The following is a 24,272-nucleotide window of genomic DNA, read 5'->3' on the forward strand; positions in this document are numbered from 1 at the left end:
CTTGCGCCGGGCTCCTGCCAATCATGATCACTGATCAGTTGAACTTGTAGCTGAAGCTGACGAAAACTTCGCGCCCGATTGGGCTGTAGGCACGCCAGAAGAAGGGATACGTATTGAACGTATCGTCTTCAGGAGCCAGCTCGTCGAGGACGTTGTTGATCGCGATGCCGACCGTTGCCTTTTCGGTGATCTTCTTCGACACCTGCGTGTTCCAGATTACGTAGGAACCGATGCGACCCGTCTCCGCCCAATTCGGCAGGGAGCCCCAACGATAGCCGTTGAGGTTGACGTTCCAATCGTCCCGTTCCCAGTTCACTTCCCAGTTGACGCGGCTGCGGAAGTTGAAGAACTGCTTGTCATCGCGGATGTTGCGAATGCCGCTGCCGGGGAACTCTTCTTCTTCCAGCTTCAGCACGTGGGTCCAGCCCAGGCCGAAATTGAAGTCGCCCAGGCGATCGGTATCCAGCTGATAGCGCCACTTCGCGTCGATGCCAGAAGTTTCCAGCATCGACTGGTTGAACGGGAACGACAGGTAAGAATCGATCTCGTCGTCGTTGATTGCATCCACGCCCGTGCGCGTCACCAGGCTGGTGAAGAACCGGCAAGCGTCCGAGGTGCCATCGACGGTGCTGCCGTTGCGATCGGTACCGAGCAGGCACGCCGCCTCTTCCCGCATGAGGTAGCTAGTGGAGATGTCGCTGACAGCGCCTTCCAGTTTGATCCGGTAGGCATCGACGCTGATCGACATGTTGTCCGTCACGTCCCACACGACGCCAAGCGTTGCGGAACGTCCCTCTTCCTCTTGCAGCTCCGTGCTGCCGCTGCGAGTACCGAAGACGCTGTAGGTGTATGCAGCGGCGCCGCACGGGTTCGGACTGCCAGCCGGCGGAGCCGGGTTCAGGCCGTCGCGGCGGCAACGGTACTCGTCGAGCACGGTGGTGAAGAAGCCGGATTCCTTCGCGAAGACATAGTGCATGTCCGGTGCGCGGAAGCTGGTGGCGTAGCTGCCGCGGATCAGCAGGCTGTCGACGGGGCGGAACTCGAGGCCGGCAGACCAGGTAAAGGCGCCGTCCACCTCGGTGATGTCATCGTACTTGTCGTAGCGGCCCGCCAGATTCATCTTCAGCGTTTCGAAGACCGGGATGCTGAACTCCACGCCAAGTGCGTATCGGTCGCGATCTCCGCCACCGCCGGTGCCCGTCAGGTTGTAGATCGGGTCGGGACCGGTGTAGTCGGGCGCGATGCGAGGGTCGTTCTGCAGATCATACTTCTGGCTGGCAGCTTCGATCGTCGCCGCTATGCCTAGTGCGCCCGCCGGCAGTTCGAACAGATCGCCGGATAGCGTGAACGACGCCTGGGACACTTCGGATTCGGCATCGGTGCCCACTGTGGTGATCAGCGAACGGTAAGTATCACCCGTCAGCGGCGTGAAGAAGCGATTGACGTTGAAATTGACGACCGGATACGGACCTTGAAAGAGGCCTGTGTTCGGTCCCAGGAAGTACTCGCGGATTGCATTAGCGCGGAAACGCGGCTGCTTGACCTCCAGGTCATAGCGCGCGTGCGAGATCGCCGCCTCCCAGTCGAAGCGATCGTTGAACAGGGTGCCCCTCAAGCCGGCCGCAACGTCGAACGAACGTTCGCTGACGGTCGTCTGTTGCGCACCCAATCCACCCAACTCGCTCGGCGTGAAGATGCGCTGCGAGTCCAGGATGGCACGACGGGTGGCGTCGTAAACCAGGCCGGACTGCCAGAACTGCGTTGCAGAAGCGATCTTAGCGTCCGCGCTTGACGCACTGATTTGCGCGAAGGCCTGCAGGCCGCCGTCGAAATCATACGTTCCGTACAGATAACCACTCAGGTTCTCGTCGGAGTTGCGGATCTGCTGGGTCGCGGGATAGCCAAAGTAGCCGCAGGTTCCGCGGGCTTCGAGCTCGTACTCACTGAAGCGCGCACAAGCCGAAGCGGGCGTGTCGCCGGTGGGATAGATGTACGCGTTGAGGCCCGTACCAATGGAACGGTTGCGCAAGCGCAAGCCGATCGTTGCCAGCGCGTTCTGCGGCTCGACGGAGGGATCGTCGCGGTAGGAGTCCATGAAGTCGCGCTGCGAAGCGAAGATTTCTTCGCGCGTGAGGTACTCGGCCGCGTACGTCACACTCCAGTTGTCGCCGGTCTTGCCACCGACCCACTGGACGCGACCGCTGTCGCCGCCACCGCGGGTGGTGGTGCCGCCGCGGAAGGTGACCATGTCGCCTTCATAGTTCGACTTCATGATGATGTTGACCACACCGGCCACAGCGTCGGAGCCGTAAATTGCCGACGCGCCTCCCGACAGCACTTCGATACGTTCGATGGCTGCTGCGGGAATGTTGGCCAGGTTCACCGCATTCGACTGGCTGTTGTAGGGCAGCGGGTAGTCGGCGGTGCGGCGGCCGTTGACCAGGACCAACTGGTAGCCCGGGCCGAGGCCGCGCAGGTTCAGGAAGCTGGCGTTAGGGGTAAAACCGTTCTGGTTCAGTTCGTTCTGCACCGAACCGGTGAACTCGGTCAGCGTGTTCAGAGCGTCGTAGACGGTCGAGAAACCCTGCTTCTCGATGTCTTCAGCCGTGATGACCGTGACCGGGGCGGGACCCTCGATTTCGGCCTTCTTGATGCGCGAGCCGGTCACCGTGACCTTGTCCAGCGTGGACGTCGCTTGCGAAGACTGCTGAGTGGAGCCGGCCTCTTGGGCGATCGCGGTGCCCGCGAACGGCATGACTAGAGCAGTGATCAATGCCGCGCTGAGGCGGCTGCGCTTGGGCGCAATCGTATTGCGAACTGACATGTGGTGAATCCCCTAAACTGTCAATGGATGCGGCCCCCACTGGACTGATCCTTCAGCCCCAGCCGCACGTAAACGTCCTCGTGACCCGACGTTAACATGGGATTAACGCGGATGCCCATAGCACGGAAACATGTTACAGGCGTTACTGTTGTAAACGTGACCTACGTCACAATTTTATCCAGGAGCTGGCTTGAAAGTGGAATACCTGTCTCAAATCACGCTGCCTGGAATGCCGGCAGAGCTGAACATAGGCCTCCGTTGGAGCGCCTCCTCCGGGTCCTCCGGGGAGGAGGTCTCCCTGCTGGCCGGATTTCCGCTTGAAGGGATGCGGAGCGGCATCGAGTCGCAGGTTGTGGAGGCTCTGGCTGCGCGGCAGCTGCGACTGGCCTCCCTGTCGCTCACCTCCCGCATCGCCTCCCACGCCGTCCAAGGCGCCCTGTCCCCGCACCCCCGCGTCCGCAACGTCATCGCGGTCGGCTCCGGCAAGGGTGGGGTGGGGAAATCCACCACGGCGGTGAACCTGGCCCTGGCGCTGGCTGCCGACGGGGCGCGGGTCGGTGTGCTAGATGCCGACGTCTACGGACCCAGCGTGCCGGCCATGCTGGGCCTGTCGGGGCGGCCGGACAGCCCGGACAACAAATCGATCGAGCCGATGCGGGCGTTCGGGGTGGAGGCCATGTCCATCGGGCTGCTGGTGGACCAGGACACCCCCATGATCTGGCGCGGACCGATGGCCACGTCGGCGCTGATGCAGCTGTTCAACGACACCCTCTGGGGCGATCTGGACTATCTGCTGATCGACCTGCCGCCGGGTACCGGCGACATCCAGCTGACGCTGGCGCAGAAGATCCCGGTCGCGGGGGCCGTCATCGTGACCACGCCCCAGGACATCGCGACGCTGGACGCGAAGAAGGCGCTGAAGATGTTCGAGAAAGTCGAAGTGCCGGTGCTGGGCATCGTCGAGAACATGGCCGTGCATACGTGCTCCAACTGCGGCCACATCGAACACCTGTTCGGTCAAGGCGGCGGCGAGCGGATGGCGGCCCAGTACGGGGTGCCGCTACTGGGCTCGCTGCCGCTGGACATCGCCATCCGCGAGCAGGGGGATGCCGGCCAGCCGGTCGTGGTGGCTGCACCGGACTCGCCCGTCGCGCAGGCCTACCGGCAGACGGCGCGGGTGATGGCGGCCACGCTGGCGCAGCGGCCGCGGGCGACCGTGCCCATCGCCTCGTCGCTGGTCTAGCGGCCAGCCGAAGACGGCGGGCCGGGGCCCGCCCTACAATTCCCCGTCCGTCGCGCGCCGCCCGCGCGACCTTTGCCCCCAGACCAGGATTTGCATGAGCATCAAGAGCGACCGTTGGATCCGCCGCATGGCCGAACAGCAAGGCATGATCGAACCGTTCGAGCCGGGGCAGGTGAAGCAAGTCAACGGCGAACGGATCGTCAGCTACGGCACCTCCAGCTACGGCTATGACGTGCGCTGCTCGCGCGAATTCAAGGTGTTCACCAACATCAATTCCACCATCGTCGACCCCAAGCACTTCGACCCGAAGAGCTTCGTGGACATCGAAGCCGACGAGTGCATCATCCCGCCGAACAGCTTCGCGCTGGCACGCACGGTGGAGTTCTTCCGCATCCCTCGCGACACACTGGTGGTCTGCCTGGGCAAGAGCACCTACGCGCGCTGCGGCATCATCGTCAACGTCACCCCGCTGGAGCCGGAATGGGAAGGCCACGTGACGCTGGAGTTCAGCAACACGACGCCGCTGCCGGCACGCATCTACGCCAATGAAGGCGTGGCGCAGATGCTGTTCTTCCAGTCCGACGCCGACGATGTCTGCGAGACCAGCTACAAGGACCGTGGCGGCAAGTACCAGGGCCAGACCGGCGTGACGCTGCCGCGCACCTGAGCGTCTCTCGATCACGTTGAAAGGAATCAGCATGCAGACACCGCCGCAGATGCCGCAAGATCCCTACCACGCTCCCGACGCCGATGTTGCCGGTCCGCACGGCGCGGGGGCACCGGATTCCGATTTGCGCTGGCTACGGTTGGCCGCCGTGCTGATCGATGGCTGCATCGGGCTCGTGGCGATCGTGCCGCTGATGTTTGTCGGAGGCTACTGGCAGGCGGCATTCGAAGCGGGACGGTCCGGTGGTCTCGGGCTGATGCCGTTTGGTACGACGCTGCTATGGGCCGTGATTGGCTTCGTCGTGTTCGTGCTCATCCAGGGTTACCCCTTGCACGCGACGGGCCAGACCTGGGGCAAGAAGCTGCTGTCCGTCAGGATCGTCGATCTGCAGGGCAACAAGCCTTCGTTGGTGGACCTGTTGGTGAAGCGCTACCTGCCGACGCAAGCCATCGCCAATATCCCGTGCCTGGGAATGCTGTACGTGCTGGTCGATTCGCTGATGATCTTCCGCCAGGACCAGCGCTGTCTGCACGACCTGATCGCGGGCACGCGCGTCATCCGCGCCAACTGATAGAACGTCGTCGCGTCAGTGCTCCGCGCCGGCCGCAAGGCGGGCATCCATGCGTGTATTCAGCGCCACCTTCACGGCAAGACGGAGCGCTTCGGTCACCGTCTCCACCGCCACACTGGGTGTGCCGGGATGCATGGATGCCTGGGCAGGCGAGTAGGGGATGTGGATGAAGCCCGCGCGGACGATGCGTTGGCGCCGCAGCGCATGCATTAGTCCGTAGAACACGTGGTTGCAGACGTAGGTGCCGGCGGTCTGCGAAACCTCCGCTGGAAATCCCGCTGCGTTCAGCGCGTGGCGCATCGCTTTGACCGGTAGCGTCGAAAAGTAGGCGGCCGGACCCTCCGCGACCACCGGCACATCGACCGGTTGCTGGCCCGTATTGTCGGGAATGCGTGCATCGTCGATGTTGATCGCCACGCGCTCGAGCGAGAGCTGCGCGCGACCGCCGGCCTGGCCGACGCAGATCACCAGCGCAGGGCGCATGTCCCTGAGCGCGGCGCGCAGCGCTTTCAGTGACGCGCCGAACGCGACCGGCAACTCGCGCGCCACCACACGATGCCCGGCGATGCGCGTGCCGTGCAGCGCGGACACCGCCTGCCAGCTGGGATTGACCTGTTCACCACCGAACGGCTGGAAGCCGGTCAGCAGCACAGTGCGCGTCATCATCATCGGATATCCCGGCGGCAGAGGATCAGCGGAAACATAGCCAGGCCATCAGCAGCACGTTGGTGCCCATCAGCCACAGTCCGGTGGCGGCCTGCGCGCGGATCACGCCGTACTGGTCGTCGAGCCCCAGCAGCACCGCCGGCACGATGTTGAAGTTGGCGGCCATCGGCGTCAGCAGCGTGCCGCAGTAGCCCGTCAGCATGCCGATCGCCCCCAGGATGGCCGGGTCGGCACCATGCCGTTGCACCAGCAGCGGCAGGCCGATGCCGGCCATCATCACCGGGAATGCGGCAAACGCATTGCCCATGATCACGGTGAACACCACCATGCCCAGCGCGAAGGCCAGCAGGCAGGCCATGCGGCTGTCGGCGGGGATCACCATCGAGACCAGCGATGCCACCGCTTCGCCCACGCCACTGGCCGCGAACACGCCACCCAGGGTCGCCAGTACGAGCGGCAGCAGCGCCGCCCAGCCCAACGTGTCCAGCAGCCGCCGGCCTTCGTCCGCGGCCTGCAACGCACGCTGGCGCGTCACCACCACCGCCGCGAGCGCGGAGACCGTGCAGGCCAATGCCAGCCCGGTCAGCGTGAGGCCGGTGGAAGCGAACAGCGGTGTTCCGCCAAGCGATACGTGCGGCCCCGCCACCACCACCAGGATGGTCAGCGCGGGAATCAGCAGCGCGGGCAGGAACAGGCGATGTCCCAGCCGCAGCGCGGAGGCGAGGCGCTCGGCTTCGGGCGCTTCATCCTGCGGTTCCCGTCGCATGCGCGTGGCCATCAGGGCGAGCGCGATGACCGCGGCACCGGCCAGCTGCGCGGGCAGCGGGTCGCCGGCCTTGCTGGCGCGCAGCACGTGCCCGCCGCCCGCGAACAGCAGCGCGATCAGGCCCCAGAACGCGGCGTGTGCATACCGGTGCTGGCGAAGGTTCCGCCACCCTGCGTAGGCCAGGAAGGCCGCCAGCAGCAGGTAGAACTGGTCAATCGACAGCATCGCTGCGCTCCTTCGGCACAGCGTGGCGATCCAGCCCGCGCTGGAACAACACGATGCGCACCGCGTGGATGACGAACGCGGCAATCGCCGTCGGCAGCGCCCACAGCGCGATCTGCAGCGGCTCCAGCGCGATGCCGTGCTGGGCGTAAAAGCCCTGGATCAGCAGCACCGCCCCGAACGCCAGGAACACGTCTTCACCGAAGAACCGGCCGATGTTGTCGGTGGCGGCGGCCATCGCATGCACGCGTTGCGCTTCCTCGCGCTGGAGGGGCGCGCGGGTCTTTTCCGCGGCCGATTCGGCCATGGGGGCCAGCAACGGGCGCACGGTCTGCGCATGGCCGGCAATGTCGATCAGTCCCACCATGCTCAGCCCCTGGCGCACCAGCAGATAACCCGCAAGCAGCCGCGAAAGCGTCAGTCCGCGCAACTGCGCGATCCAGCGCAGCGCGTGCTCGCGCAGACCTGCGCGTTCCAGCAGTCCGATGGTGGGCAGGGTCAGCGCGAACATCAGCAGCGCGCGATTGGAGACGAAACTTTCCCCCAGCAAGGCCAGCAGTTCGGAGATCGACTTGCCGGCGGCCATGCCGCTGACCAGGCCCGCGCCGACCACCACGATCACCGGGTTGAAGCGCAGCACGAAGCCCGCGACCACCACCGCGATGCCCAGCAATGGCCAGTAGTTCATGCGCGACGCTCCATGCTGCGTACCGCGAAACCGGCCGCTTGGATGGCTTCGCGCAGCGCACGCGCGAAGGCCGCGGCGTCGGCGCGGTCGCCATGCAGGCAGATGCTGTCGGCCTGCAGGGGTACTGGAGGTCCGGTGCGAGAGACCACTGCACCCTCCCGCAACATCCGGGTGACCTGCGCCACCGATGCTTCGACGGAAGGCAGGCATGCATCGGCATGGGTGCGCGGCGTCAGGCTGGCATCGGATTCGTAGCGGCGCTCGGCGAAGGCTTCATGCGCCACCTTCAGGCCCCGTCGTTCACCGGCGGCAGTAAGCGCGCTGCCGGAAAGTCCGTACAGCACCAGGCCGGGATCGTGGTCGCACACGGCCTGCGCGATGGCGCCCGCGAGCGCCGCATCCTGCGCCGCCTGGTTGTACAGCGCGCCATGCGGCTTGACGTGGTGCAGGCGTCCCCCGGCGGCACGCACGAAGCCATCCAATGCCGCGATCTGGTACAGGGTGAGCGCATACGCGGCGGCGGGTTCGATCGCATGCGGAATGCGGCCGAAGTTGTCGCGGTCCGCATGCGACGGGTGCGCGCCGATCGCCACGCCGTTGGCCAGGCACAGCGCTACTGTCTTCTGCATGGTGAGCGGCGACCCGGCATGGAAGCCGCAGGCGATGCTGGCCGAACTGATGAAGGGCAGGAGCGCGGCATCATCCCCGCAGTCCTCGCCCAGGTCGCAGTTGAAATCGATGTCGCGCGTTGCGTGCATGCGTTGAGCGTACCCCAGGCTTACAGGCGTTGTGCGATGGCCAGCCGCAATCGCGCCAACCGGTGCTGGTACCCGAGCGCGAGTGCGCGGGCTTGCCGCAGGTCGATAGGTTCGAAGTGGACGGATTCGCCGGGGCGCAGCTGGGCCGCCCGGCCCAGGTCGCAGGCAATCACATGGCCCAGGCGCGGGTAACCGCCCACCGTCTGTGCATCGGCGAGCAGCAGGATCGGCTGCCCGTCGGGAGGAAGTTGCAGCGTGCCGACCGCCACCGGCTCGGAGATGCCGCTGCCGTCCTGGGCTTCAAGCGGTGCCCCGTCCAGTCGAAGACCCTGCCGGTTGCTGTTCGGATGGACGCGCCAGCGCTGCGTGCCGAGCGCCGACGCTGCTGCGTGGAGCAACGGGACATAGCGCAGCACGTGCCGATCCACGGTCCACGGATCGTCGGGATCTATCCACCAGGCAGGAAACCGCGGCTGCGGAGCGGCAGCCTGTGCGCTGCCGGAAGGCAACAGATCGCCAGCACGCAAAGCACGCCCTTCATGACCGCCGAAGCCGCCGCGCAGGTCGGTGCTGCGGCTGCCCAGCGTCGGTGCGACATCCATGCCGCCGGTCATCGCCAGCCAGGCGCGCGCGCCGTCGCGGACCGCGCCCAGTTTCAGCTCTCCGGCCGGTAGATGGATGGGGCGACCCATCGGCAAAGGCAGGTCATTCCACGAGGCCTGCACGTGTGCGCCCACCAGTGCGATGAGGGAGGGGCGGGGCAGGCGAAGGCGTGGCCCCTGCAGCACGATCTCCAGCCCCGCGCAGGATTCCGCGTTGCCGACCAGCCGGTTGGCCAGTGCGAGCGCAGACGGATCCAGTGCGCCGGCGCGCGCAACGCCCAGGTGACGCCAGCCGGTGCGGCCCTGGTCCTGCACGGTGGTCTGCACACCCGGTGACAGCACTTCCCAGCGGCTCATGCGGCACCCGCCAGCGCGGCGAAGGCTTGCGCATCGATCGGCACGAAGCGGACCTCATCACCCGGCAGCAGCAACGAGGGCGCATCGCGCAGCGCATCGAACAGCACCAGTGGCGTGCGTCCGAGCAGGCGCCAGCCACCGGGGCTCGCATGCGGATAGATGCCGGTCTGCGCGCCGCCCACGGCCACGGAACCGGCGGGTACGCGTGCGCGCGGCGTCGCCAGTCGCGGCAGCGCGAGCGCGGGATCCAGGCCCAGCAGGTAGGGGAATCCCGGCGCGAAGCCGATCATTGCGACGCGATAGAGCGGTGCGCTGTGGCGCGCGATCAGCTCGGCTTCCGCCAGCCCGAGTTCACGTGCGGCCGCTGCGAGGTCCTCGCCGAAACCGGCGCCGTAGCACACCGGAACTTCGTGCAGCGTAGGCGTCGCATTCTCGAGGGGCGACGGCGGATCCGACCACCCGGCCACGGCCTGCGCGATCACCTCACGGGGATCCTCGCCCGGCATGTACGCGCTGTCGAAAAACACGCCGAGGCTGGCGTAGGCCGGCACCAGGTCGCGCAGCCATGCGGGTGCCAGGCGGCGCAGATGAAGGGCCAGCGCATGCACGCGCTGGTTGGTGGCGCCGTCGATGCCATCGCCGAAGCGCACCAGCAGCGCATCGTCACCCAGCAGTTCGATCAGGGGGGCGCTCATCGCAGCCGTTGCTGCCAGCGGGCAACCTCGTCAGCCAATGCCCCGGGGGCGTGCCGGACCGCCGCGCCGCTGCCCCACACCGGCCCCGGCCATGCCGCATCGCCCTCATGCCGTCCGACCAGGTGGACATGCAGTTGCCGCACGATGTTGCCGAGTGCACCAATGTTGAGCTTCTGCACGCCATCCTGAGCACGGATCAGGTGGCCCGCCTGATTGATCTCGGCCAGCAACAGGCGTTGCTGGCCGCCGTCCAGTTCCAGCCATTCGGTGACGTCTGCGACGCGCGGCACCAGCACCAGCCAGGGGAAACGCATGTCGTCCATCAGCCGGACTTGCGACAGCGGGCCGTCGGCGATGAAAACACTGTCGGCGGCCAATCGCGGGTCGAGGACGAAGTCGCTCATGAAAGGTGGGTCCTGAAGAAATCGAGCGTGCGCTGGCGCGCCCTCTGGGCACTGGCGGGATCATAGTCGGCGCGCAGGTCGCAGTTGAACCCGTGTCCGGCGGGGTAGGTATGCACGGCCATCTGCGGAAGGGCGTCGCGATGCGCCTGCACCATGTCCGGTGGGATGGAGGCATCCTGTTCGCCGAAATGGAACATCACCGCTGCGCGGGGCGTCTCACCCAGGAACGGCAGGTTGCGCGCGCCGTAATAGCTGACAGACGGCAGGCCCAGCCGCAGCGCGGCGAGCAGCGCGACCGTACCGCCCCAGCAATAGCCCACGCTGCCGATCCTGCCCTGGCCCGCCAGCGCATCGGCCGCGGCGCGGGTGATGTCGGATGCGCGCTCCAGGCCCAATGCACCGATCAGGACCTTGCCGCGCGCGATGCCGTCGGCATCGTAGTCCAGTTCCACGCCGTGCTCGACCGGGTCGAAGTAGGCAGGTGCCAGCGCGACATAGCTGTCGCGCGCAAATCCTTCGGCCACGGTGCGGATATGCGGATTGACGCCGAAGATCTCCTGCACCACGACCAGCGCGCCGCGCGGTGTTCCCTGAGGATCGGCCCGCCAGGCATGGATGCGGCCATGCGGGGAATCGAAATGGGTCCAGTAGCCCATGCATGCGGTCCGGTCGTGGGGAACGGGACAGTGTAGGGCGCGCGCGGCGGGGCTGTGTGCCGGGGCTGGCTGAACGCTCCAGCCCTGGCCGCCGGTGGCCGGAGGCTATAATCCGCGCCCCGTACATGCCGCCGCCGTACTCCCCATGTCCCTGCAGAACCCCAAGGTGGGCTTCGTCAGCCTCGGCTGACCCTGACATATTTTGCGTAGATTCGGGCGGTTTTCCGCCAGTCGGACGCGGCGAAAACTAAAAAAACCCCAGAATTTCTGGGGTTTTTGGTAAGGCCGATTCAGCAGATGCAAGAGCTAGAGGGTGACCAGCTCCGCGAGCTTAGCCGCGATGCCTGCCATCGGCTCCTCTGCAGTGTTCAAGCCGCTCCGTGAGCCGAGCAGAGGACTGACTTCGCGGAGAGCCTCATACGTCGTGTCGTGCACAATGGGAACGAGCAAGTCACGCGCCAAGAGGGCTGAAAGTTCTTTGTCAGCGATGCCTTCTGCCGCGACACGGGTTAGCAGCGCAGGGGTCACAAGCACGATCCCGACTCGCGACTTCGCCAACCCCTTATCGATTTCACGAAGCAACGACGAGCCGAGCAGGACGTCCTTCTCGCTGAACCACACGGAGACACCGTGGGACTCAAGCTGATCGTGGAGTTCTTTCGCAGCTCCTTTCCGGTCATCCCACGCATGACATAGGAAGACGTCTCGGAGATCGGGTACCGTCGCTCGTCTTTCAAAGCTTTCGCGGACGGGCGTGAGTGTCCGCACTTCTGCCGGCGTGTAAACCGTAGGAGAACCTGCTCGCGACCAGCGCGGTCTTGAATTGCCGCCAGACCCGCCGCCACTGCTACGGCCTCCCGAGCTGCCACTGCTCCCTGACTGGTAATAGGGCGGTGAGTAGGGTGGTGAATAGGAGGAATACGATCCATATCCGCGAGAGCGGCCGCCGCATGCGGGACATTCCGCTGCTCCGCTGGCGGTGCGATGTCCTCTGGTTGGTGCTGTGCATCTAGCCATGTCGTAGAACCTCCTATCCGTGATTGTTCATTGAAATTCAAACGCTAGAGTGTCCCCAACCCGGAAATTCCGGATCTTTGTATCGCTATTGCACCGCCTTCAGATGGCGTGCAGGCCGGTCATCGAGTGGTTTAATGCCGTAGGCCATGCACATTTCGGAGGGATGGATGTGCAATGCACTAGATAGTTCAGCGATGCTGTACCCCAAGTCGCGAAGGTGTAGATCAACAATTTCCGACAGCACCTTGGCAGGCTCTCGTCGTACAGCAACTGACTCGGGTTCCGCCCGCCTATAGCCCAATGCACTCATCTGCCGCCATAGGTATTGCGCCTGTGCGTCTGACGTGGCTCCAACGGACTGACTGCGCATAAGCAGCGCGGCCATTGAAACGCGCCAAACTGGCTTCAGTGAAGCCAGCTTCTCGATACTAATTCGGTCAAGAAGGTATGGTCGAATGTCGCGGCGCGGCATCAGTAGTGCACTGGCGAATTTGTTTGCCTCATCCTCCATCGAGGGCGAGGGCACGCTATGCATGATGAGATGCCCCAGCTCGTGGGCAAGAGTGAAGCGCTGCCTATCTCCCGGGGCGCTCATATCGATAAAAATACAAGGCGGAGTGCCCAGTGTCCGGATTGTCAGGCCATCAACGCCAATGGAGGAAAGGTCGCACTCAATGACAATGATGCCAGCGCGTTCGATGTACGACACGAGATCGTAGAGAGGGCCGTTCGGGATGAGCCAAGTGCGACGAACCATCTCAGCAATGAGTTCGACGTCGCCGTCATATGCATCCACATCAAGGGCCGGCAGCGGAAGCTCACCGCTGAATTCAGCTGCTGCAAGCAGGCGCCGCACATGCATCAGCCTGATGTTTAGGTCTGCTTCGAGCTTTTCCAGTGCCCGACTTCCCGTACTTGCTTTGCGGCGGTACATGGCGTTGCCGTGCAAACTTATGGGCAAGCCGAATGCTCGATCTGGCTCAAAAAAAATGCTACTCGGAAAATCGACTGCTTTGGCGATTCGCTCTATTACTTCGCTCGCTGGATCCGTGATTAACCCTGCCTCCATTTTAGAGATGGCGGCCTGCGACACGCTCGCCTCGTCAGCGAGTTGAGCTTGGCTCTTGCCGCGGGCCTGTCGCACCGTGCGAAGAATTTCCTTATTGAAAGTAACCATTACTGCTTGCCGGTATCGGCTGCCTCGTCTTGTTTCTTCTTTTGCGTCTTCGGGCGCACCAAGCCAGTGGACGCGCTGTTCTTTGCAGGAGCGGAGTCTGGCTGATTGCTGGGCAGGGCGACAACAGATTCTTGGCGCAAGAGGGAATACGTCCATTCAACACTCTTGCCGTTCCGGGCGACCACAGCGATGTCGCTGATGCTCGTGCCAGTCTTGTCTAGTACGTAGGTCACTTCCACGCGCTGGGCGGATGAGACCCCTGTAAGAGGGAGCTGGGGATCATGGAAGCACAGGGCTTCTTGTGTGGGGTAGTTACTGGTAAAGCCCGAGCTGTCGGCCTTCTTGAGTCGGAACGCCACTTTGCCGTCCACCAAGAAGTGGAACGAATGATTCTTCGGCACAACCTTCACGTTCGACATTTGGGAGATTGCGACCGTGGCGTAGTGGACCGCCTGCTCCCATACGAAGTTGGCGCGACCACGCTTCTGCCAGTGGCCTGCGTATGGCGTGCCCCGCCAGTCCTTCCAAGCACGCAGAAATGCATCAGTCAGGACTGGCTCCAGAGGAGCTAGGGCGGTTTCCACGGTCGCGCGGTCTGGGAGTGTCATGTTCGTCTTCGCGGTGGCGGCGACGACAAATCTTGCATCAAATTATAACCAAGTCAATAACCGGCGCTGCTGGTACGATGCCGCCCCCTTGAGGGTCGCTGCTGGGTGCCTGTGGGTATCCATTGCCCGCCCGAAGTCGGCAATTCTCGCAGCCGTTGAATCGACCAGGGCTCTAGGCACCCAAGAAATCCGAGAAAATTGTTTTGAATCAATCTGATGGGCGATTGTCCTGCTGATCTTATTTCGGTAGGAAAAATGCTCCATGAGTCGATTCAAAATCCCGAGAAATATCTTATGAATCAATTACATACATCGCCAAAGGTTGGATTCGTATCGTTGGGGTGCCCGAAGGCCCTGGTCGACTCCGAACGCATCCTCACCCAGCTCCGTGTGGAGGGATACGACATCGTGCCGACCTATGACGCAGCCGACGTGGTGGTGGTGAACACCTGCGGCTTCATCGACTCCGCCGTAGCCGAATCGCTCGACGCCATCGGCGAGGCGATGAACCAGAACGGCAAGGTCATCGTCACCGGCTGCCTGGGCAAGCGCCCGGAGCAGATCCGCGAGCAGTACCCCGATGTGCTGGCGATCAGCGGCCCGCAGGACTACCAGAGCGTCATGGAAGCACTGCATGCGGCGCTGCCGCCGAAGCACGATCCGTTCGTCGACCTGGTGCCGGACTACGGCATCAAGCTGACGCCGCGGCACTACGCCTACCTGAAGATCTCCGAAGGCTGCAACCACCGCTGCAGTTTCTGCATCATCCCGTCAATGCGCGGCGACCTGGTGTCGCGTCCCGTCGACGACGTGCTGCGCGAAGCCGAGCGCCTGGTGCGAGGCGGGGTGAAGGAACTGCTGGTGGTGTCGCAGGACACCTCCGCGTACGGCGTCGACGTGAAGTACGCCGAGCGCGAGTGGCGCGGCAAGGCGTACCAGACGCGCATGAAGGCACTGTGCGAAGGACTGGGCGAACTCGATGCCTGGGTACGCCTGCACTACGTCTATCCCTATCCGCACGTGGACGACGTTGTCCCGCTGATGGCCGAAGGCAAGGTGCTGCCGTATCTGGACATCCCGTTCCAGCATGCCAGCCCGCGCATCCTCAAGCTGATGAAGCGCCCGGGTGCTGTCGACAAGACGCTGGAGCGGGTGAAGCGCTGGCGTTCCATCTGCCCCGACATCACCCTGCGCTCGACGTTCATCGTTGGCTTCCCGGGGGAAACGGACCAGGAGTTCGAAGAACTGCTGCAGTTCCTCGACGAAGCGCAATTGGATCGCGTCGGCGCGTTCGCCTATTCGCCGGTCGAAGGCGCCGCCGCGAACCTGCTGCCGGATCCGGTGCCGGAAGAAGTCAAGCAGGAGCGCCTGGCGCGCTTCATGGAGAAGCAGGCGGAGATCTCCGCCGCCCGTCTCGAGGCCAAGATCGGCACCGTGCAGCAGTGCCTGGTCGACCTGATCGAAGACGACATCGCCGTGGCGCGCTCGAAGGCCGATGCGCCGGAGATCGATGGCCTGGTGCACATCCAGAATGGCGGCGAGCTGGGTTTGCGCGTCGGCCAGTTCGTCGACGTCGAGATCACCGAGAGCGACGAACACGACCTGATCGGTGATGCCATCGCCGGAACGGCAGGCACGCCGCTCGATCTCAAGGTGCTGTGACCGCGCCAGCGACAGGAGCACACGCGGGCAATGGCCGGCGTCGTTTTGTCGCACCCTTGCGTGAGCAGGTGGATGCCGCGTGTTTCCGGCATCCCGTGTTCGGCGGGTATGGCGAGCACCTGGACCTGATGACGGCCACGCGATGGCCGGATACCGAAGCCCTCAATGCGCGGATGCCGCCGTCGGGGCATCGCTTCGTGATGCAGGACGCGACCCTGCTCGCCGACGGGCTGCACTACGAAGCACGCATCGCACAAGGGCGCATCGCAACGCGCGCAGAGAACTGGCACGACCTGTTCAATGCCATGGTCTGGATGCGCCACCGGGCCCTCAAGCACGCCCTCAACCAGCAGCAGTGCCGACATATCGCACGAATGGGGACACGTGAGCGCAGTCCTGCCCAGCAGGCGCTGACCCAGTTCGATGAAGCCGGTGTCATCGTGCAGGTGCGTGACCCGGTGCTGCTGGATCTGTGGGACCGACACGACTGGGCGGCGCTGTTCCATGCGGATGCCGGGCGCTGGCGCAGCGGCGACATCGTGGTGGCTGCCGTGGTGGGGCATGCGCTGATGGAGCAGATGCTGGTGCCGGGGCGCCTGCTGGTCGGCAAGTGCCTGGTGGTGCTGGGCGATCCGGTCGACGGTGTCGCGCGCGTGGCCGATGCGATTTCAGCCGGTGCGATCCTCGTCACTCCGGCGGACCTGCGGCCCCTGCCGTTGGCCGGCATCCCGGGATGGCACTCGGACCAGAGTGAAACGTTCTATGCGCAGGGCGACTACTTCCGGCCGTTGCGGAATGGTCGCGTCTACCCGCGACCGCTGTGAAGATCAGCCCGGGTAGCTGACATCCACCAGCACGAAGTGGGTGATGCCGCCGGGTAGCTCCACGGCGAACTCGTCATCGACACGCTTCTTCAGCAGTGCGCGTGCCAGTGGCGAGTCGATGCTGATCCAGCCGAGGGTTACGTCGGTCTCGTCGGGTCCGACGATGCGGTAGCGCGAGACTTCGCCGCTGGCGAGGTTTTCCAGCTCGATGGTGGCGCCGAAAAACACGGCTTCCGGATCGCTGGGTGCGGTGTCGACCACGCGCAGCGCTTCCAGCCGCTTGCTCAGATAGCGCACGCGACGATCGATCTCGCCGAGCTGCTTCTTCCGGTACGTGTACTCCGCATTCTCCGAGCGGTCCCCCTCGGCGGCGGCGGCGGCGAGCGCCTTCACCACTTCAGGGCGCCTGACGCGCCACAGATCGTCCAGTTCCGCTTTCAGGCGATCGTGGCCTTCGCGAGTGATCAGGGCGGTGCTTTTCTCGCCCGGCGGGCGCCAGCGCGACACGTCAGCGATCCCCGGCGGTGTCCGCGCGCCGCAGCGTGCGCCCGCGGGGATCGTCGACCGGTTCGATGCAGCTGCCTGCGGTCAGCGCCAGCAGGTCGTCGTCATGGATCGCGAATTCCTGCGTCGGCTGATCATCGTCCGGCGTGAGCTGCACGCAGGTGCCGTTCCAGGTCACCGACCAGCGGCCGGCGTGTGTCGGCGCAGCCTGCAGGTCGTCCTGGCAATGCGCCTGCAGGGTGTAGCGTCCGTCGGCGCGCAGGTCCAGTAGCACGTTCTGCATCACGCAACCGGTGGACGGCAGGCTGCCGAAGAACGGACCGGCGAAGGTCGCCGGTGTCGGGTTGGCGGCCGAAGCCGCCAGCGACAGGGCGATGCCCGGCATGACGAAAAACCACTTCATGCGCATGCGATCAGCGTCGCCCGCCGAAGATGCTGCCCAGGATGCCGCGCACGATCTGGTTGCCCAGCTTGGTGCCGATGGTGCGGGTGGTCTGTTTGGCCATCGTCTCGATCATGCCCTGGCGGCGCTTGGTGCCGAACACCGCATCCTTTACTGTCTGGCCGAAGCCGCCGGCATCCGGGTCGTCCTTCTCGGTCTTCGCGGCGGGCGCATTCGCGGTTTCCATCGCCGATTCCGCACGCTTGGCCAGCATCTCGGCAGCAGATTCGCGATCGATGGCGGTGTCGTACTTGCCGCCCACCGGACTGCCGTTGCGCACCTGCTGCCGCTCGCTCTCGTTGATCGCCCCCATGCGGCAGCGGGGTGGCGACACCATCGTCTGCTGCACCGGTGCCGGAATCCCCTTGTCCTGCAGCGTGGACACCAGCGCTTCGCCGGTGCCCAGCTTGGAGATGGCCTGGGCCACGTCCAGCTTCGGGTTCGGCACGAATGTTTCCGCCGCCGTCTTGACCGCCTTCTGATCGCGCGGGGTGAAGGCACGCAATGCATGCTGCACGCGGTTGCCCAGCTGGCCCAGGATGTTGTCCGGCACGTCGTCGGGGAACTGCGAGCAGAAGTACACGCCCACGCCCTTCGAGCGGATCAGGCGCACGACCTGCTCGATGCGCTGCTGCAGGGCAGCGGGTGCATCGTCGAACAGCAGGTGCGCTTCGTCGAAGACGAATACCAGCTTGGGCTTGTCCAGGTCGCCGACTTCCGGCAGCGTCTCGAACAGCTCCGACAGCAACCACAGCAGGAAGCTGGAATACAGGCGCGGCTTCAGGATCAGCTGGTCCGCGGCCAGGATGCCGATCACGCCGCGGCCGTCGGTGTTCGTTCGCATCAGGTCGGCCAGTTCCAGCGCCGGCTCGCCGAAGAACATCTCGCCGCCTTCCTGTTCCAGCCGAAGCAGGGCGCGCTGGATGGCACCCACCGACTGTGTGCTGACCAGGCCGTAACTGGTGGAGATGTCCTTGCGCTCGGCGGCAACCAGGCCCAGCAGTGCACGCAGGTCTTCCAGGTCGAGCAGCAACAGGCCGCGGTCGTCGGCCAGTTTGAACACGATGTCCAGCACGCCGCTCTGGGTATCGTTCAGTTCCAGGATGCGCGAGAGCAGCGTGGGGCCCATCTCGCTGACCGTGGTGCGGACAGGGTGGCCCAGCTTGCCGTACAGGTCCCAGAAAATGACCGGGTTTGCACCGGGGGTGTAGTCGGCGATGCCGATGTCCTTCGCGCGCTGCATGACACGCTCGCTGCCGTCGCCGGCAGCGGCCAGGCCGGCCACATCGCCCTTCACGTCGGCCATGAACACGGGTACACCCATGCGCGAGAATCCCTCGGCCAGCGTCATCAGCGTGACCGTCTTGCCGGTGCCTGTCGCGCCGGCCACCAGACCGTGCCGGTTGCCGAACTTCGGTTGCAGCGTGACCGGAATGTCGTCCGTGACGCCCTTGCCCAGCAGGATGGGATCCATGTTCAACCTCGCGTGATGGTGCCCGGATTCTAGCGGCTGGATGCTGCATCGGGGGAAACGTTCCATGACGTACGACCTTGCCCGGGGCGCACGGCGGGGGCTACCCTCCCGACTCACACTCTGGATGCTCACCTGATGTCGTTTGCGGTTCCTTCCTGTCTGCGCTATTGGCCCGTTGCGGCCGCCCTTTCCCTGCTGCTGGTCTCGCCCCTGTCACTGGCCCAACGGGTGTCCGCGCGTGACCGCGCCGCCGCCGACGCGCTCGAACAACGCATGGCGGCCGCGGAAAAACGTTACCGCGATGGCCTGGTGCTGGTGGCCAACAGCGATCCGCGTGGCGCCAGCGAGAGTGACGCGGCGCTGGAGGACATGGAGGATGTGCTGGATGCCTGCATCAAGCAGCGCGGCTGCCAGGTGCCCACCTTGCTGGCAACGTACAAGCGCCTGCTCAAGGGCAATGCCGATGCGCAGGGTGAAGATGATGCAAGCGAGGGCGAAGCGATCGATGCGCTGGACGACGGCACCGACCACGCCATTCCGGCGGGCACGCCGGTGCCGGAGACGGCCCGCACCACGGCGTTGCTCAACGACCAGCGGCACGCGTTCGATCGCATGGTGGAGTACAACCCGGCGGTCCAGGCCGGCATCCGCCGCTGGCTGACCGACATGCGCCCGGCGTTGATCGACAGCTACGAGAACTACCAGAACATGCGTTCGGACCTGTATCCCGCGTGGGAGCGCAGTGGCCTGCCGGAAGCCTTGCTGTTCGGCATCATGGCCAAGGAGTCGAACGGCCGCGTGCATTCGACTTCGCGCGCGGGCGCGGCGGGCCCGATGCAGTTCATGTTCCACACCGGTGCTCGCTTCGGACTCGGCCGCGATGCGAGCGGCTTCGATACGCGCTACGACCCGTATGCGTCCGGCCAGGCCAGTGCGGAATACATGAACGAGCGCATGCGCGGCCTCAACAACAACATCGAACTGGCGCTCGCGGCCTACAACGGCGGTGAAGGCCGGGCGGCCCGCGTCTATCGCGAGAACAGCGGCCTGGGTTTCTGGGACGACGTGGTCTACAGCCAGTTCCCCGGCGAGACGCGCGACTACGTGCCGATGGTGATCGCGGCGGCGTGGCTGTTCCTGCACCCGCGCCAGTACGGCCTCGAGTTCCCGAAGGTCAACGCGCAGCCGGCACCGCTCAAGCTGGCGCGCGACGCATCCATCTACGAACTGACCATCTGCCTGGGCAACGGCGGCACGCGCGAGGGTTACATGCGCACGCTGCGCAACCTCAATCCGCGCTACCAGCCGGAAAGCTGGATCCCGGCCGGCACCACGTTGAAGGCCAATACGCGCATCGTCGGCCTCTACAACCGTCATTGCGTCAGCGGCCCGCGCGCCGAACTGGCTCGCACGCTGGTCAATGCGGATCCCGCCGCCGCGATCCGGCGCACGCGGCTGACAGGCAGCGTTGCGGTGGGCGACGTGACGCCGGTGGCGGGCGTACCGACCACGGTCGCCACCGGTGAACCCAAGCCGGCGGAACCCAGGAAAGAGCAGGCGCGCGAGTACCGCGTCGCCAAGGGCGATACGCTGGGCCGGATCTCGCAGCGCTTCCAGTGCGACCTCAAGAAGCTGGCGCAGGCCAACAGGCTGAAGGCGCCGGCCTACTCGGTGCGGCCGGGGCAGGAATTGACGCTGGAGAGTTGCAGGAAGTAATCCCGGGTTCCGGTGACCATGGAGGCAAGCGATACCCATTCGGGTGTCGGCGAAGCATCGCGTCGTGTATCTCGCGGATTGTCTGTTCCCGTGCATGCGTCTTTCGTGTCACTGCTCCTTCCCGGGGCGTAAACGCCTGTACGTAAATGGATGAACCGATCGCGACAGCGTGCGGGTGCCATGTGACGCCTGTGAAATGTGCGCCTGCGCGCATTCGTGGGTGAGGGGCAGGAGTACACATGCACTGCTGATTCGTCAGCGCACCCTTCACAAGGAGATAGTCATGTCTATCAAGACGTTCCTGCTTTCGTCTGCATGCGCGGCTGCATTGGTGCTCGGGTTCTCATTCACGTCGAAGGCAGACGATCCGTGTACCGAATGCTGGCTGGCATGCGATCAGTCCTACAGGATCTGCATGCAGGGCGGGCAATACACGCCCGCCCAGTGTCGTACCAGCCTGAACACATGCCGCTTCATCACCTGCGGTAACTGCGAAGTCCCCTGATCCGGCAGCGACACGCCGCGGGGATGGCCCCGCGGCGTAGGGAGGTGCATGTGAAAATGAAAAAGATGCTTCCACTCGCGGTGGTCGCGGCGGCCCTTCTGGTGGGACTGGGTGCGGGGCGCGTCTACAGCGCCCATAAACTTGCGAAATCGAACGATCTCGTCGTCACGCGTGGCGATTACGATCTCTATCTCGTGCGCCCTGGCCAGGTCGCGTTCTATTCCCTGCAAGCCTGTGGCGGCTGCGAAAAGACACGCCGATTGCTGCGGGAGTTGGGAGTGGATTACGTGGAGCGGCCTGCCGACACGTCGATGGTGCATCGCCAGGAATTGCACCGGCTCGATGCGAAGCGCGTCCCTGTCATCGTGACGGCGGGCTACAAGCTGGAGGGGTATGGCCGGGACAGGACGATCGCGCTGCTTGAAGAGCAGGGATACCTTCGCTCCGGGAATCGTTGACGGAGCCGACGGATGTCCGACGTCCTGCGGCGAGGCGGCGTTGAGCAGGCGCGCGTCGCAACACGGTCGGCGTCCGCCATCAGGCGGTCAGACGTGCCAGCGCCTGTCCAAGACGCACCGGCGATTCGGCCTTCAGCTCCGGCGACAGCGTCGCCACGCCCGGCGGCAACAGCACGATGACGGTCGAACCGTAGTTGAAGCGCGCCATCTCCGCGAAACGCTCCAGCGTGATGTCTTTGCCGCGGTAGTCCTTGCGGGTGATCGCGGTGCCGTAGGCGGGAATCTCTTCGCCGCTCCACACCGTCTCCACACCGGAGACCAGCAGCGCGCCGACCATCACCGACACCATCGGACCGAAATCGGTGTCGAAATGGCAGACCAGGCGCTCGTTGCGCGCGAACAGGCGCGGCACGTTCGCCACTGCATCGGTGCCCACGCTGAAGAGGCGGCCGGGCACGTGCACCGTCTCGCGCAGCGTGCCGGTCCACGGCATGTGCACACGATGGTAGTCGCGCGGCGACAGGTAGACGGTGGCGAACAGGCCGTTGCGGAACGGTTCCGCGGCCGCGGCATCGCCCAGCAGTTCGGCGGCGGTGAACGACTGGCCCTTGGCCTGGAAGATGCGGCCGTCCTCGATGGGACCGCACTGGCTGATATGGCCGTCGGCCGGCATCAGCAGCGCGCGCGGATCGGCGTCGGCGACGCGCGCACCGGGCTTCAGCGCGCGGGTGAAGAAGGCGTTGAAGCTGGGATACGCCTTGGGATCGGGCTCGGCGGCTTCGCCCAGGTCGACGTTGAACTTCCGCGTCACCGTGTCGATCAGCCACTGCTTGGTGCCGGGCGACGTCGAATACGCCAGTCGGCGCGCCAGCGACGACAGCAGGCGGTGCGGCAGGACGTAGGTCAGCGAGGTCAGCAGGCTCATTTCGCAGATGCCTCGGTCAGCGCACGCATGTCCGCGGCGATCGCCTTCGGCTGGAACGGCGGGCGGATCAGGCCAGCCAGGCGTCCCTGCGGGTCCAGCACGCCGATCGCGGAGGAGTGGTCCATGCTGTAGTCGTTCGGATTCTGCTCGAACCCGTCACCGGGCACTTTCATGAAGACGAAGCCCAGCGACTTGGCGAAGTTCTCCAGCGTCGGGACATCCGCCGTCGCGGCCATCGTGTCGGGATGGAAGGCATGCGCGTACTCGCCGATGCGGGTGGGCGTGTCGCGTTCCGGGTCCACGGAGACGAACAGCACGCGCGGGCGGGTGGAGTCGGGCAGGTCCTTCCACTGGGCCTGGGCCTGGGCCAGTTCGGCCAGCGTGGTCGGGCAGACATCCGGGCAGAAGGTGAAGCCCAGGAATACCAGCGTCCAATGGCCTTTCAGCTCGCCGTCGGCCAGCTGGGTGCCGTCGGACTGGCGCAGCGAAAAGGGTGGCAGCGGGCGCGCCTGCGGGAACAGGGTCACCGTCTGTGTGGCCGGCCATTGCGTGGCCGGCGTGACGGGGCCGAAGAACTTCTGTGCGGCCAGCAGGCCCAGGCCGGCGGCGAGCGCCAGGACAAGGATGAGGCCGATCTTCTTGTTGAACATGCAGTGGGATTCCCACGAGGAGGAGGGCACGGCCGGCGGGCCGGAGCCGCATGGGCGCGGCATGAAGGCCGCCATGATACCGGGGCAGCCCCTATAATCGGCGGCCTTCGCCGTCCCGGCGTCTTCACAAGCATTGCCATGACCGCCGACGTCGCCGCAGAACTGCATACGATCATCGACCTGATCCGCTACGGCGCCAGCCGTTTCAACGCCGCCGGCCTGACCTTCGGCCACAGCTACGACAATGCGCTGGACGAAGCCTCGCACCTGGTGCTGCACACCCTGCACCTGCCACCCGATCTCGGCCCGGCCTATGGCCAGGCACGGCTGACGACGGCGGAGAAAGCGAAGATCCTGGGGCTGTTCGAGCGCCGCGTGGATGAGCGCGTTCCGGTGGCCTACCTGACCGGCGAAGCCTGGTTCGCGGGCCTGAGCTTCAAGAGCGATGCGCGCGCACTGGTGCCGCGTTCACCGATCGCCGAGCTGATCGAATCGGGCTTCGAGCCCTGGCTGGGCGGCCGCGAAGTGAACCGCGCGCTGGACCTGTGCACGGGCTCGGGCTGCATCGCCATCGCGATGGGCCACTACAACCCGGACTGGCAGGTCGACGGCGTCGACATCAGCGACGACGCGCTTGCGCTGTCGGCCGAGAACAAGGCGCGCCTGCATGCCGACAACGTGCACTTCATCAAGTCCGACCTGTTCGGCGGCCTGACCGGCCGCCACTACGACCTGATCGTCACCAATCCGCCTTACGTCACCAACGACGAGACCGACGCGCTGCCGAAGGAATACTCCTACGAGCCGGAACTCGGCCTGCGGGCAGGCGACGACGGCCTGGACCTGGTGCTGAAGATCCTGCGCGATGCGCCGCTGCACCTCAGCCAGGACGGCCTGCTGATCTGCGAAGTGGGCGAGTCCGAGCGTGCGCTGGTGAAGCTGCTGCCCGACGTCGAGTTCGCCTGGATCGAATTCAAGGTGGGGCAGATGGGCATCTTCGCCGTCGAATGCGCGGAGCTGATCCGCCACAACGCGCGCATCACCGCGCTCGCCGCCACGCGAAAATAACGCGCCGGGACCCCGCGCTGCACGCGCAGCGGTTGCGCCTGCAACCGTCGCGGCCGGCGTTGGCGCACTGCACAATAGGGTGGCCGGTATGCGATGCTTGAAGGCCCGGCACCGATAGTTCCC

General features: G+C 65.1%; 25 protein-coding genes. 8 read left to right on the forward strand and 17 right to left on the reverse strand.

Going from position 1 to position 24,272, the window contains the following annotated elements; genetic code table 11:
- Positions 1-34: 34 nt before the first annotated feature.
- Positions 35-2,824: a TonB-dependent receptor plug domain-containing protein gene (locus tag AC3DET_RS09085; RefSeq protein WP_488391403.1), complete on the reverse strand. Its 2,790-nt coding sequence runs from the start codon at positions 2,822-2,824 to the stop codon at positions 35-37.
- 391 nt (positions 2,825-3,215) lie between these two features.
- Here AC3DET_RS09085 and apbC point away from each other — a divergent pair, with 391 nt between their 5' ends.
- The 3 genes from apbC (at position 3,216) to AC3DET_RS09100 (ending at position 5,305) form a co-directional block, all read left to right on the forward strand.
- Positions 3,216-4,067 (forward strand): iron-sulfur cluster carrier protein ApbC, encoded by an 852-nt coding sequence (apbC, locus tag AC3DET_RS09090; RefSeq protein WP_488391720.1) that lies wholly within the window; start codon positions 3,216-3,218, stop codon positions 4,065-4,067.
- A 94-nt stretch (positions 4,068-4,161) separates the two neighbouring features.
- The gene (gene dcd / locus AC3DET_RS09095; RefSeq protein ID WP_062353420.1) at positions 4,162-4,734 is read left to right on the forward strand and encodes a dCTP deaminase; all 573 of its coding nucleotides are present in this window, start codon (positions 4,162-4,164) and stop codon (positions 4,732-4,734) included.
- 31 nt (positions 4,735-4,765) lie between these two features.
- Positions 4,766-5,305 carry an RDD family protein gene (locus AC3DET_RS09100; RefSeq protein WP_192201449.1) on the forward strand — a complete coding sequence of 180 codons (540 nt, stop codon included), beginning with the start codon at positions 4,766-4,768 and terminating at the stop codon, positions 5,303-5,305.
- A 15-nt stretch (positions 5,306-5,320) separates the two neighbouring features.
- Here the strand turns inward: AC3DET_RS09100 and pcp are convergent, their stop codons facing one another.
- From pcp to AC3DET_RS09155, 11 genes are all read right to left on the reverse strand, one after another.
- Positions 5,321-5,971 carry a pyroglutamyl-peptidase I gene (gene pcp, locus AC3DET_RS09105; protein WP_337731043.1) on the reverse strand — a complete coding sequence of 217 codons (651 nt, stop codon included), beginning with the start codon at positions 5,969-5,971 and terminating at the stop codon, positions 5,321-5,323.
- 25 nt (positions 5,972-5,996) lie between these two features.
- The gene (locus AC3DET_RS09110; RefSeq protein ID WP_488391404.1) at positions 5,997-6,962 is read right to left on the reverse strand and encodes a DUF979 domain-containing protein; all 966 of its coding nucleotides are present in this window, start codon (positions 6,960-6,962) and stop codon (positions 5,997-5,999) included.
- The gene (locus tag AC3DET_RS09115) at positions 6,949-7,647 is read right to left on the reverse strand and encodes a DUF969 domain-containing protein (protein ID WP_488391405.1); all 699 of its coding nucleotides are present in this window, start codon (positions 7,645-7,647) and stop codon (positions 6,949-6,951) included. Before AC3DET_RS09115 ends, AC3DET_RS09110 begins: the two co-directional genes overlap by 14 nt.
- A complete protein-coding gene (locus tag AC3DET_RS09120) occupies positions 7,644-8,405 on the reverse strand; it encodes a 5-oxoprolinase subunit PxpA (RefSeq protein ID WP_488391406.1) in 762 nt (253 codons plus the stop codon). Before AC3DET_RS09120 ends, AC3DET_RS09115 begins: the two co-directional genes overlap by 4 nt.
- Before the next feature lie 20 nt (positions 8,406-8,425).
- Positions 8,426-9,364 (reverse strand): 5-oxoprolinase subunit C family protein, encoded by a 939-nt coding sequence (locus AC3DET_RS09125; protein ID WP_488391407.1) that lies wholly within the window; start codon positions 9,362-9,364, stop codon positions 8,426-8,428.
- Positions 9,361-10,059: a 5-oxoprolinase subunit PxpB gene (pxpB, locus tag AC3DET_RS09130; protein ID WP_488391408.1), complete on the reverse strand. Its 699-nt coding sequence runs from the start codon at positions 10,057-10,059 to the stop codon at positions 9,361-9,363. Before pxpB ends, AC3DET_RS09125 begins: the two co-directional genes overlap by 4 nt.
- Positions 10,056-10,463 carry an HIT domain-containing protein gene (locus tag AC3DET_RS09135; RefSeq protein ID WP_337731037.1) on the reverse strand — a complete coding sequence of 136 codons (408 nt, stop codon included), beginning with the start codon at positions 10,461-10,463 and terminating at the stop codon, positions 10,056-10,058. Before AC3DET_RS09135 ends, pxpB begins: the two co-directional genes overlap by 4 nt.
- Positions 10,460-11,119, reverse strand: coding sequence for a dienelactone hydrolase family protein (locus AC3DET_RS09140; RefSeq protein WP_337731036.1), 660 nt, complete (start codon positions 11,117-11,119; stop codon positions 10,460-10,462). The genes AC3DET_RS09135 and AC3DET_RS09140 overlap by 4 nt, the downstream gene beginning before the upstream one ends.
- Positions 11,120-11,425: 306 nt before the next feature.
- Complete coding sequence (locus tag AC3DET_RS09145) at positions 11,426-12,136, reverse strand: toll/interleukin-1 receptor domain-containing protein (RefSeq protein WP_488391409.1); 711 nt, start codon at positions 12,134-12,136, stop codon at positions 11,426-11,428.
- Between the two features lie 85 nt (positions 12,137-12,221).
- Positions 12,222-13,313, reverse strand: coding sequence for a helix-turn-helix domain-containing protein (locus AC3DET_RS09150; protein ID WP_488391410.1), 1,092 nt, complete (start codon positions 13,311-13,313; stop codon positions 12,222-12,224).
- Positions 13,313-13,921 (reverse strand): hypothetical protein, encoded by a 609-nt coding sequence (locus AC3DET_RS09155; protein WP_488391411.1) that lies wholly within the window; start codon positions 13,919-13,921, stop codon positions 13,313-13,315. Before AC3DET_RS09155 ends, AC3DET_RS09150 begins: the two co-directional genes overlap by 1 nt.
- Before the next feature lie 294 nt (positions 13,922-14,215).
- On the opposite strand from AC3DET_RS09155, the gene rimO reads away from it, so the two are divergent.
- Positions 14,216-15,583 (forward strand): 30S ribosomal protein S12 methylthiotransferase RimO, encoded by a 1,368-nt coding sequence (gene rimO, locus AC3DET_RS09160; RefSeq protein ID WP_488391412.1) that lies wholly within the window; start codon positions 14,216-14,218, stop codon positions 15,581-15,583.
- Positions 15,580-16,407 (forward strand): DUF3025 domain-containing protein, encoded by an 828-nt coding sequence (locus tag AC3DET_RS09165; protein WP_488391413.1) that lies wholly within the window; start codon positions 15,580-15,582, stop codon positions 16,405-16,407. The genes rimO and AC3DET_RS09165 overlap by 4 nt, the downstream gene beginning before the upstream one ends.
- A gap of 3 nt (positions 16,408-16,410) precedes the next feature.
- On the opposite strand, the gene greB is transcribed toward AC3DET_RS09165, so the two are convergent.
- The 3 genes from greB to AC3DET_RS09180 are packed head-to-tail and all read right to left on the reverse strand — an operon-like array spanning position 16,411 to position 18,827.
- Positions 16,411-16,914 (reverse strand): transcription elongation factor GreB, encoded by a 504-nt coding sequence (gene greB / locus AC3DET_RS09170; RefSeq protein ID WP_488391414.1) that lies wholly within the window; start codon positions 16,912-16,914, stop codon positions 16,411-16,413.
- Between the two features lies 1 nt (position 16,915).
- Positions 16,916-17,314 (reverse strand): copper resistance protein NlpE N-terminal domain-containing protein, encoded by a 399-nt coding sequence (locus AC3DET_RS09175; protein WP_488391415.1) that lies wholly within the window; start codon positions 17,312-17,314, stop codon positions 16,916-16,918.
- Positions 17,315-17,324: 10 nt separating this feature from the next.
- Positions 17,325-18,827 carry a helicase HerA-like domain-containing protein gene (locus tag AC3DET_RS09180; RefSeq protein ID WP_488391416.1) on the reverse strand — a complete coding sequence of 501 codons (1,503 nt, stop codon included), beginning with the start codon at positions 18,825-18,827 and terminating at the stop codon, positions 17,325-17,327.
- A 135-nt stretch (positions 18,828-18,962) separates the two neighbouring features.
- Between AC3DET_RS09180 and AC3DET_RS09185 the strand changes: the two genes are divergently transcribed.
- Together AC3DET_RS09185 and AC3DET_RS09190 are read left to right on the forward strand one after the other, a co-directional pair.
- On the forward strand, positions 18,963-20,543 hold the full coding sequence (locus AC3DET_RS09185; RefSeq protein ID WP_488391417.1) for a transglycosylase SLT domain-containing protein: 1,581 nt from the start codon (positions 18,963-18,965) through the stop codon (positions 20,541-20,543).
- Between the two features lie 561 nt (positions 20,544-21,104).
- Complete coding sequence (locus AC3DET_RS09190; protein ID WP_337731029.1) at positions 21,105-21,506, forward strand: glutaredoxin family protein; 402 nt, start codon at positions 21,105-21,107, stop codon at positions 21,504-21,506.
- 79 nt (positions 21,507-21,585) lie between these two features.
- On the opposite strand, the gene asd is transcribed toward AC3DET_RS09190, so the two are convergent.
- Both asd and AC3DET_RS09200 read right to left on the reverse strand, forming a co-directional pair.
- Positions 21,586-22,431 carry an archaetidylserine decarboxylase gene (asd, locus tag AC3DET_RS09195; protein ID WP_488391418.1) on the reverse strand — a complete coding sequence of 282 codons (846 nt, stop codon included), beginning with the start codon at positions 22,429-22,431 and terminating at the stop codon, positions 21,586-21,588.
- A complete protein-coding gene (locus AC3DET_RS09200) occupies positions 22,428-23,081 on the reverse strand; it encodes an SCO family protein (protein WP_337731027.1) in 654 nt (217 codons plus the stop codon). The genes asd and AC3DET_RS09200 overlap by 4 nt, the downstream gene beginning before the upstream one ends.
- Positions 23,082-23,219: 138 nt before the next feature.
- On the opposite strand from AC3DET_RS09200, the gene prmB reads away from it, so the two are divergent.
- Positions 23,220-24,149 (forward strand): 50S ribosomal protein L3 N(5)-glutamine methyltransferase, encoded by a 930-nt coding sequence (gene prmB / locus AC3DET_RS09205; RefSeq protein WP_446538556.1) that lies wholly within the window; start codon positions 23,220-23,222, stop codon positions 24,147-24,149.
- Positions 24,150-24,272: the final 123 nt, after the last annotated feature.

Source organism: Pseudoxanthomonas sp. 97-1-1 (assembly GCF_057773125.1).

Bases quoted from the DNA above. Each gene is read 5' to 3' on its own strand.
- AC3DET_RS09085 (WP_488391403.1), bottom strand. From the start codon at position 2,824: ATGTCAGTTCGCAATACGATTGCGCCCAAGCGCAGCCGCCTCAGCGCG.
- dcd (WP_062353420.1), top strand. From the start codon at position 4,162: ATGAGCATCAAGAGCGACCGTTGGATCCGCCGCATGGCCGAACAGCAA.
- AC3DET_RS09100 (WP_192201449.1), top strand. From the start codon at position 4,766: ATGCAGACACCGCCGCAGATGCCGCAAGATCCCTACCACGCTCCCGAC.
- pcp (WP_337731043.1), bottom strand. From the start codon at position 5,971: ATGATGACGCGCACTGTGCTGCTGACCGGCTTCCAGCCGTTCGGTGGT.
- AC3DET_RS09110 (WP_488391404.1), bottom strand. From the start codon at position 6,962: ATGCTGTCGATTGACCAGTTCTACCTGCTGCTGGCGGCCTTCCTGGCC.
- AC3DET_RS09115 (WP_488391405.1), bottom strand. From the start codon at position 7,647: ATGAACTACTGGCCATTGCTGGGCATCGCGGTGGTGGTCGCGGGCTTC.
- AC3DET_RS09120 (WP_488391406.1), bottom strand. From the start codon at position 8,405: ATGCACGCAACGCGCGACATCGATTTCAACTGCGACCTGGGCGAGGAC.
- AC3DET_RS09125 (WP_488391407.1), bottom strand. From the start codon at position 9,364: ATGAGCCGCTGGGAAGTGCTGTCACCGGGTGTGCAGACCACCGTGCAG.
- pxpB (WP_488391408.1), bottom strand. From the start codon at position 10,059: ATGAGCGCCCCCCTGATCGAACTGCTGGGTGACGATGCGCTGCTGGTG.
- AC3DET_RS09135 (WP_337731037.1), bottom strand. From the start codon at position 10,463: ATGAGCGACTTCGTCCTCGACCCGCGATTGGCCGCCGACAGTGTTTTC.
- AC3DET_RS09140 (WP_337731036.1), bottom strand. From the start codon at position 11,119: ATGGGCTACTGGACCCATTTCGATTCCCCGCATGGCCGCATCCATGCC.
- AC3DET_RS09145 (WP_488391409.1), bottom strand. From the start codon at position 12,136: ATGGCTAGATGCACAGCACCAACCAGAGGACATCGCACCGCCAGCGGA.
- AC3DET_RS09150 (WP_488391410.1), bottom strand. From the start codon at position 13,313: ATGGTTACTTTCAATAAGGAAATTCTTCGCACGGTGCGACAGGCCCGC.
- AC3DET_RS09155 (WP_488391411.1), bottom strand. From the start codon at position 13,921: ATGACACTCCCAGACCGCGCGACCGTGGAAACCGCCCTAGCTCCTCTG.
- rimO (WP_488391412.1), top strand. From the start codon at position 14,216: ATGAATCAATTACATACATCGCCAAAGGTTGGATTCGTATCGTTGGGG.
- AC3DET_RS09175 (WP_488391415.1), bottom strand. From the start codon at position 17,314: ATGAAGTGGTTTTTCGTCATGCCGGGCATCGCCCTGTCGCTGGCGGCT.
- AC3DET_RS09180 (WP_488391416.1), bottom strand. From the start codon at position 18,827: ATGGATCCCATCCTGCTGGGCAAGGGCGTCACGGACGACATTCCGGTC.
- AC3DET_RS09185 (WP_488391417.1), top strand. From the start codon at position 18,963: ATGTCGTTTGCGGTTCCTTCCTGTCTGCGCTATTGGCCCGTTGCGGCC.
- AC3DET_RS09190 (WP_337731029.1), top strand. From the start codon at position 21,105: ATGAAAAAGATGCTTCCACTCGCGGTGGTCGCGGCGGCCCTTCTGGTG.
- asd (WP_488391418.1), bottom strand. From the start codon at position 22,431: ATGAGCCTGCTGACCTCGCTGACCTACGTCCTGCCGCACCGCCTGCTG.
- AC3DET_RS09200 (WP_337731027.1), bottom strand. From the start codon at position 23,081: ATGTTCAACAAGAAGATCGGCCTCATCCTTGTCCTGGCGCTCGCCGCC.
- prmB (WP_446538556.1), top strand. From the start codon at position 23,220: ATGACCGCCGACGTCGCCGCAGAACTGCATACGATCATCGACCTGATC.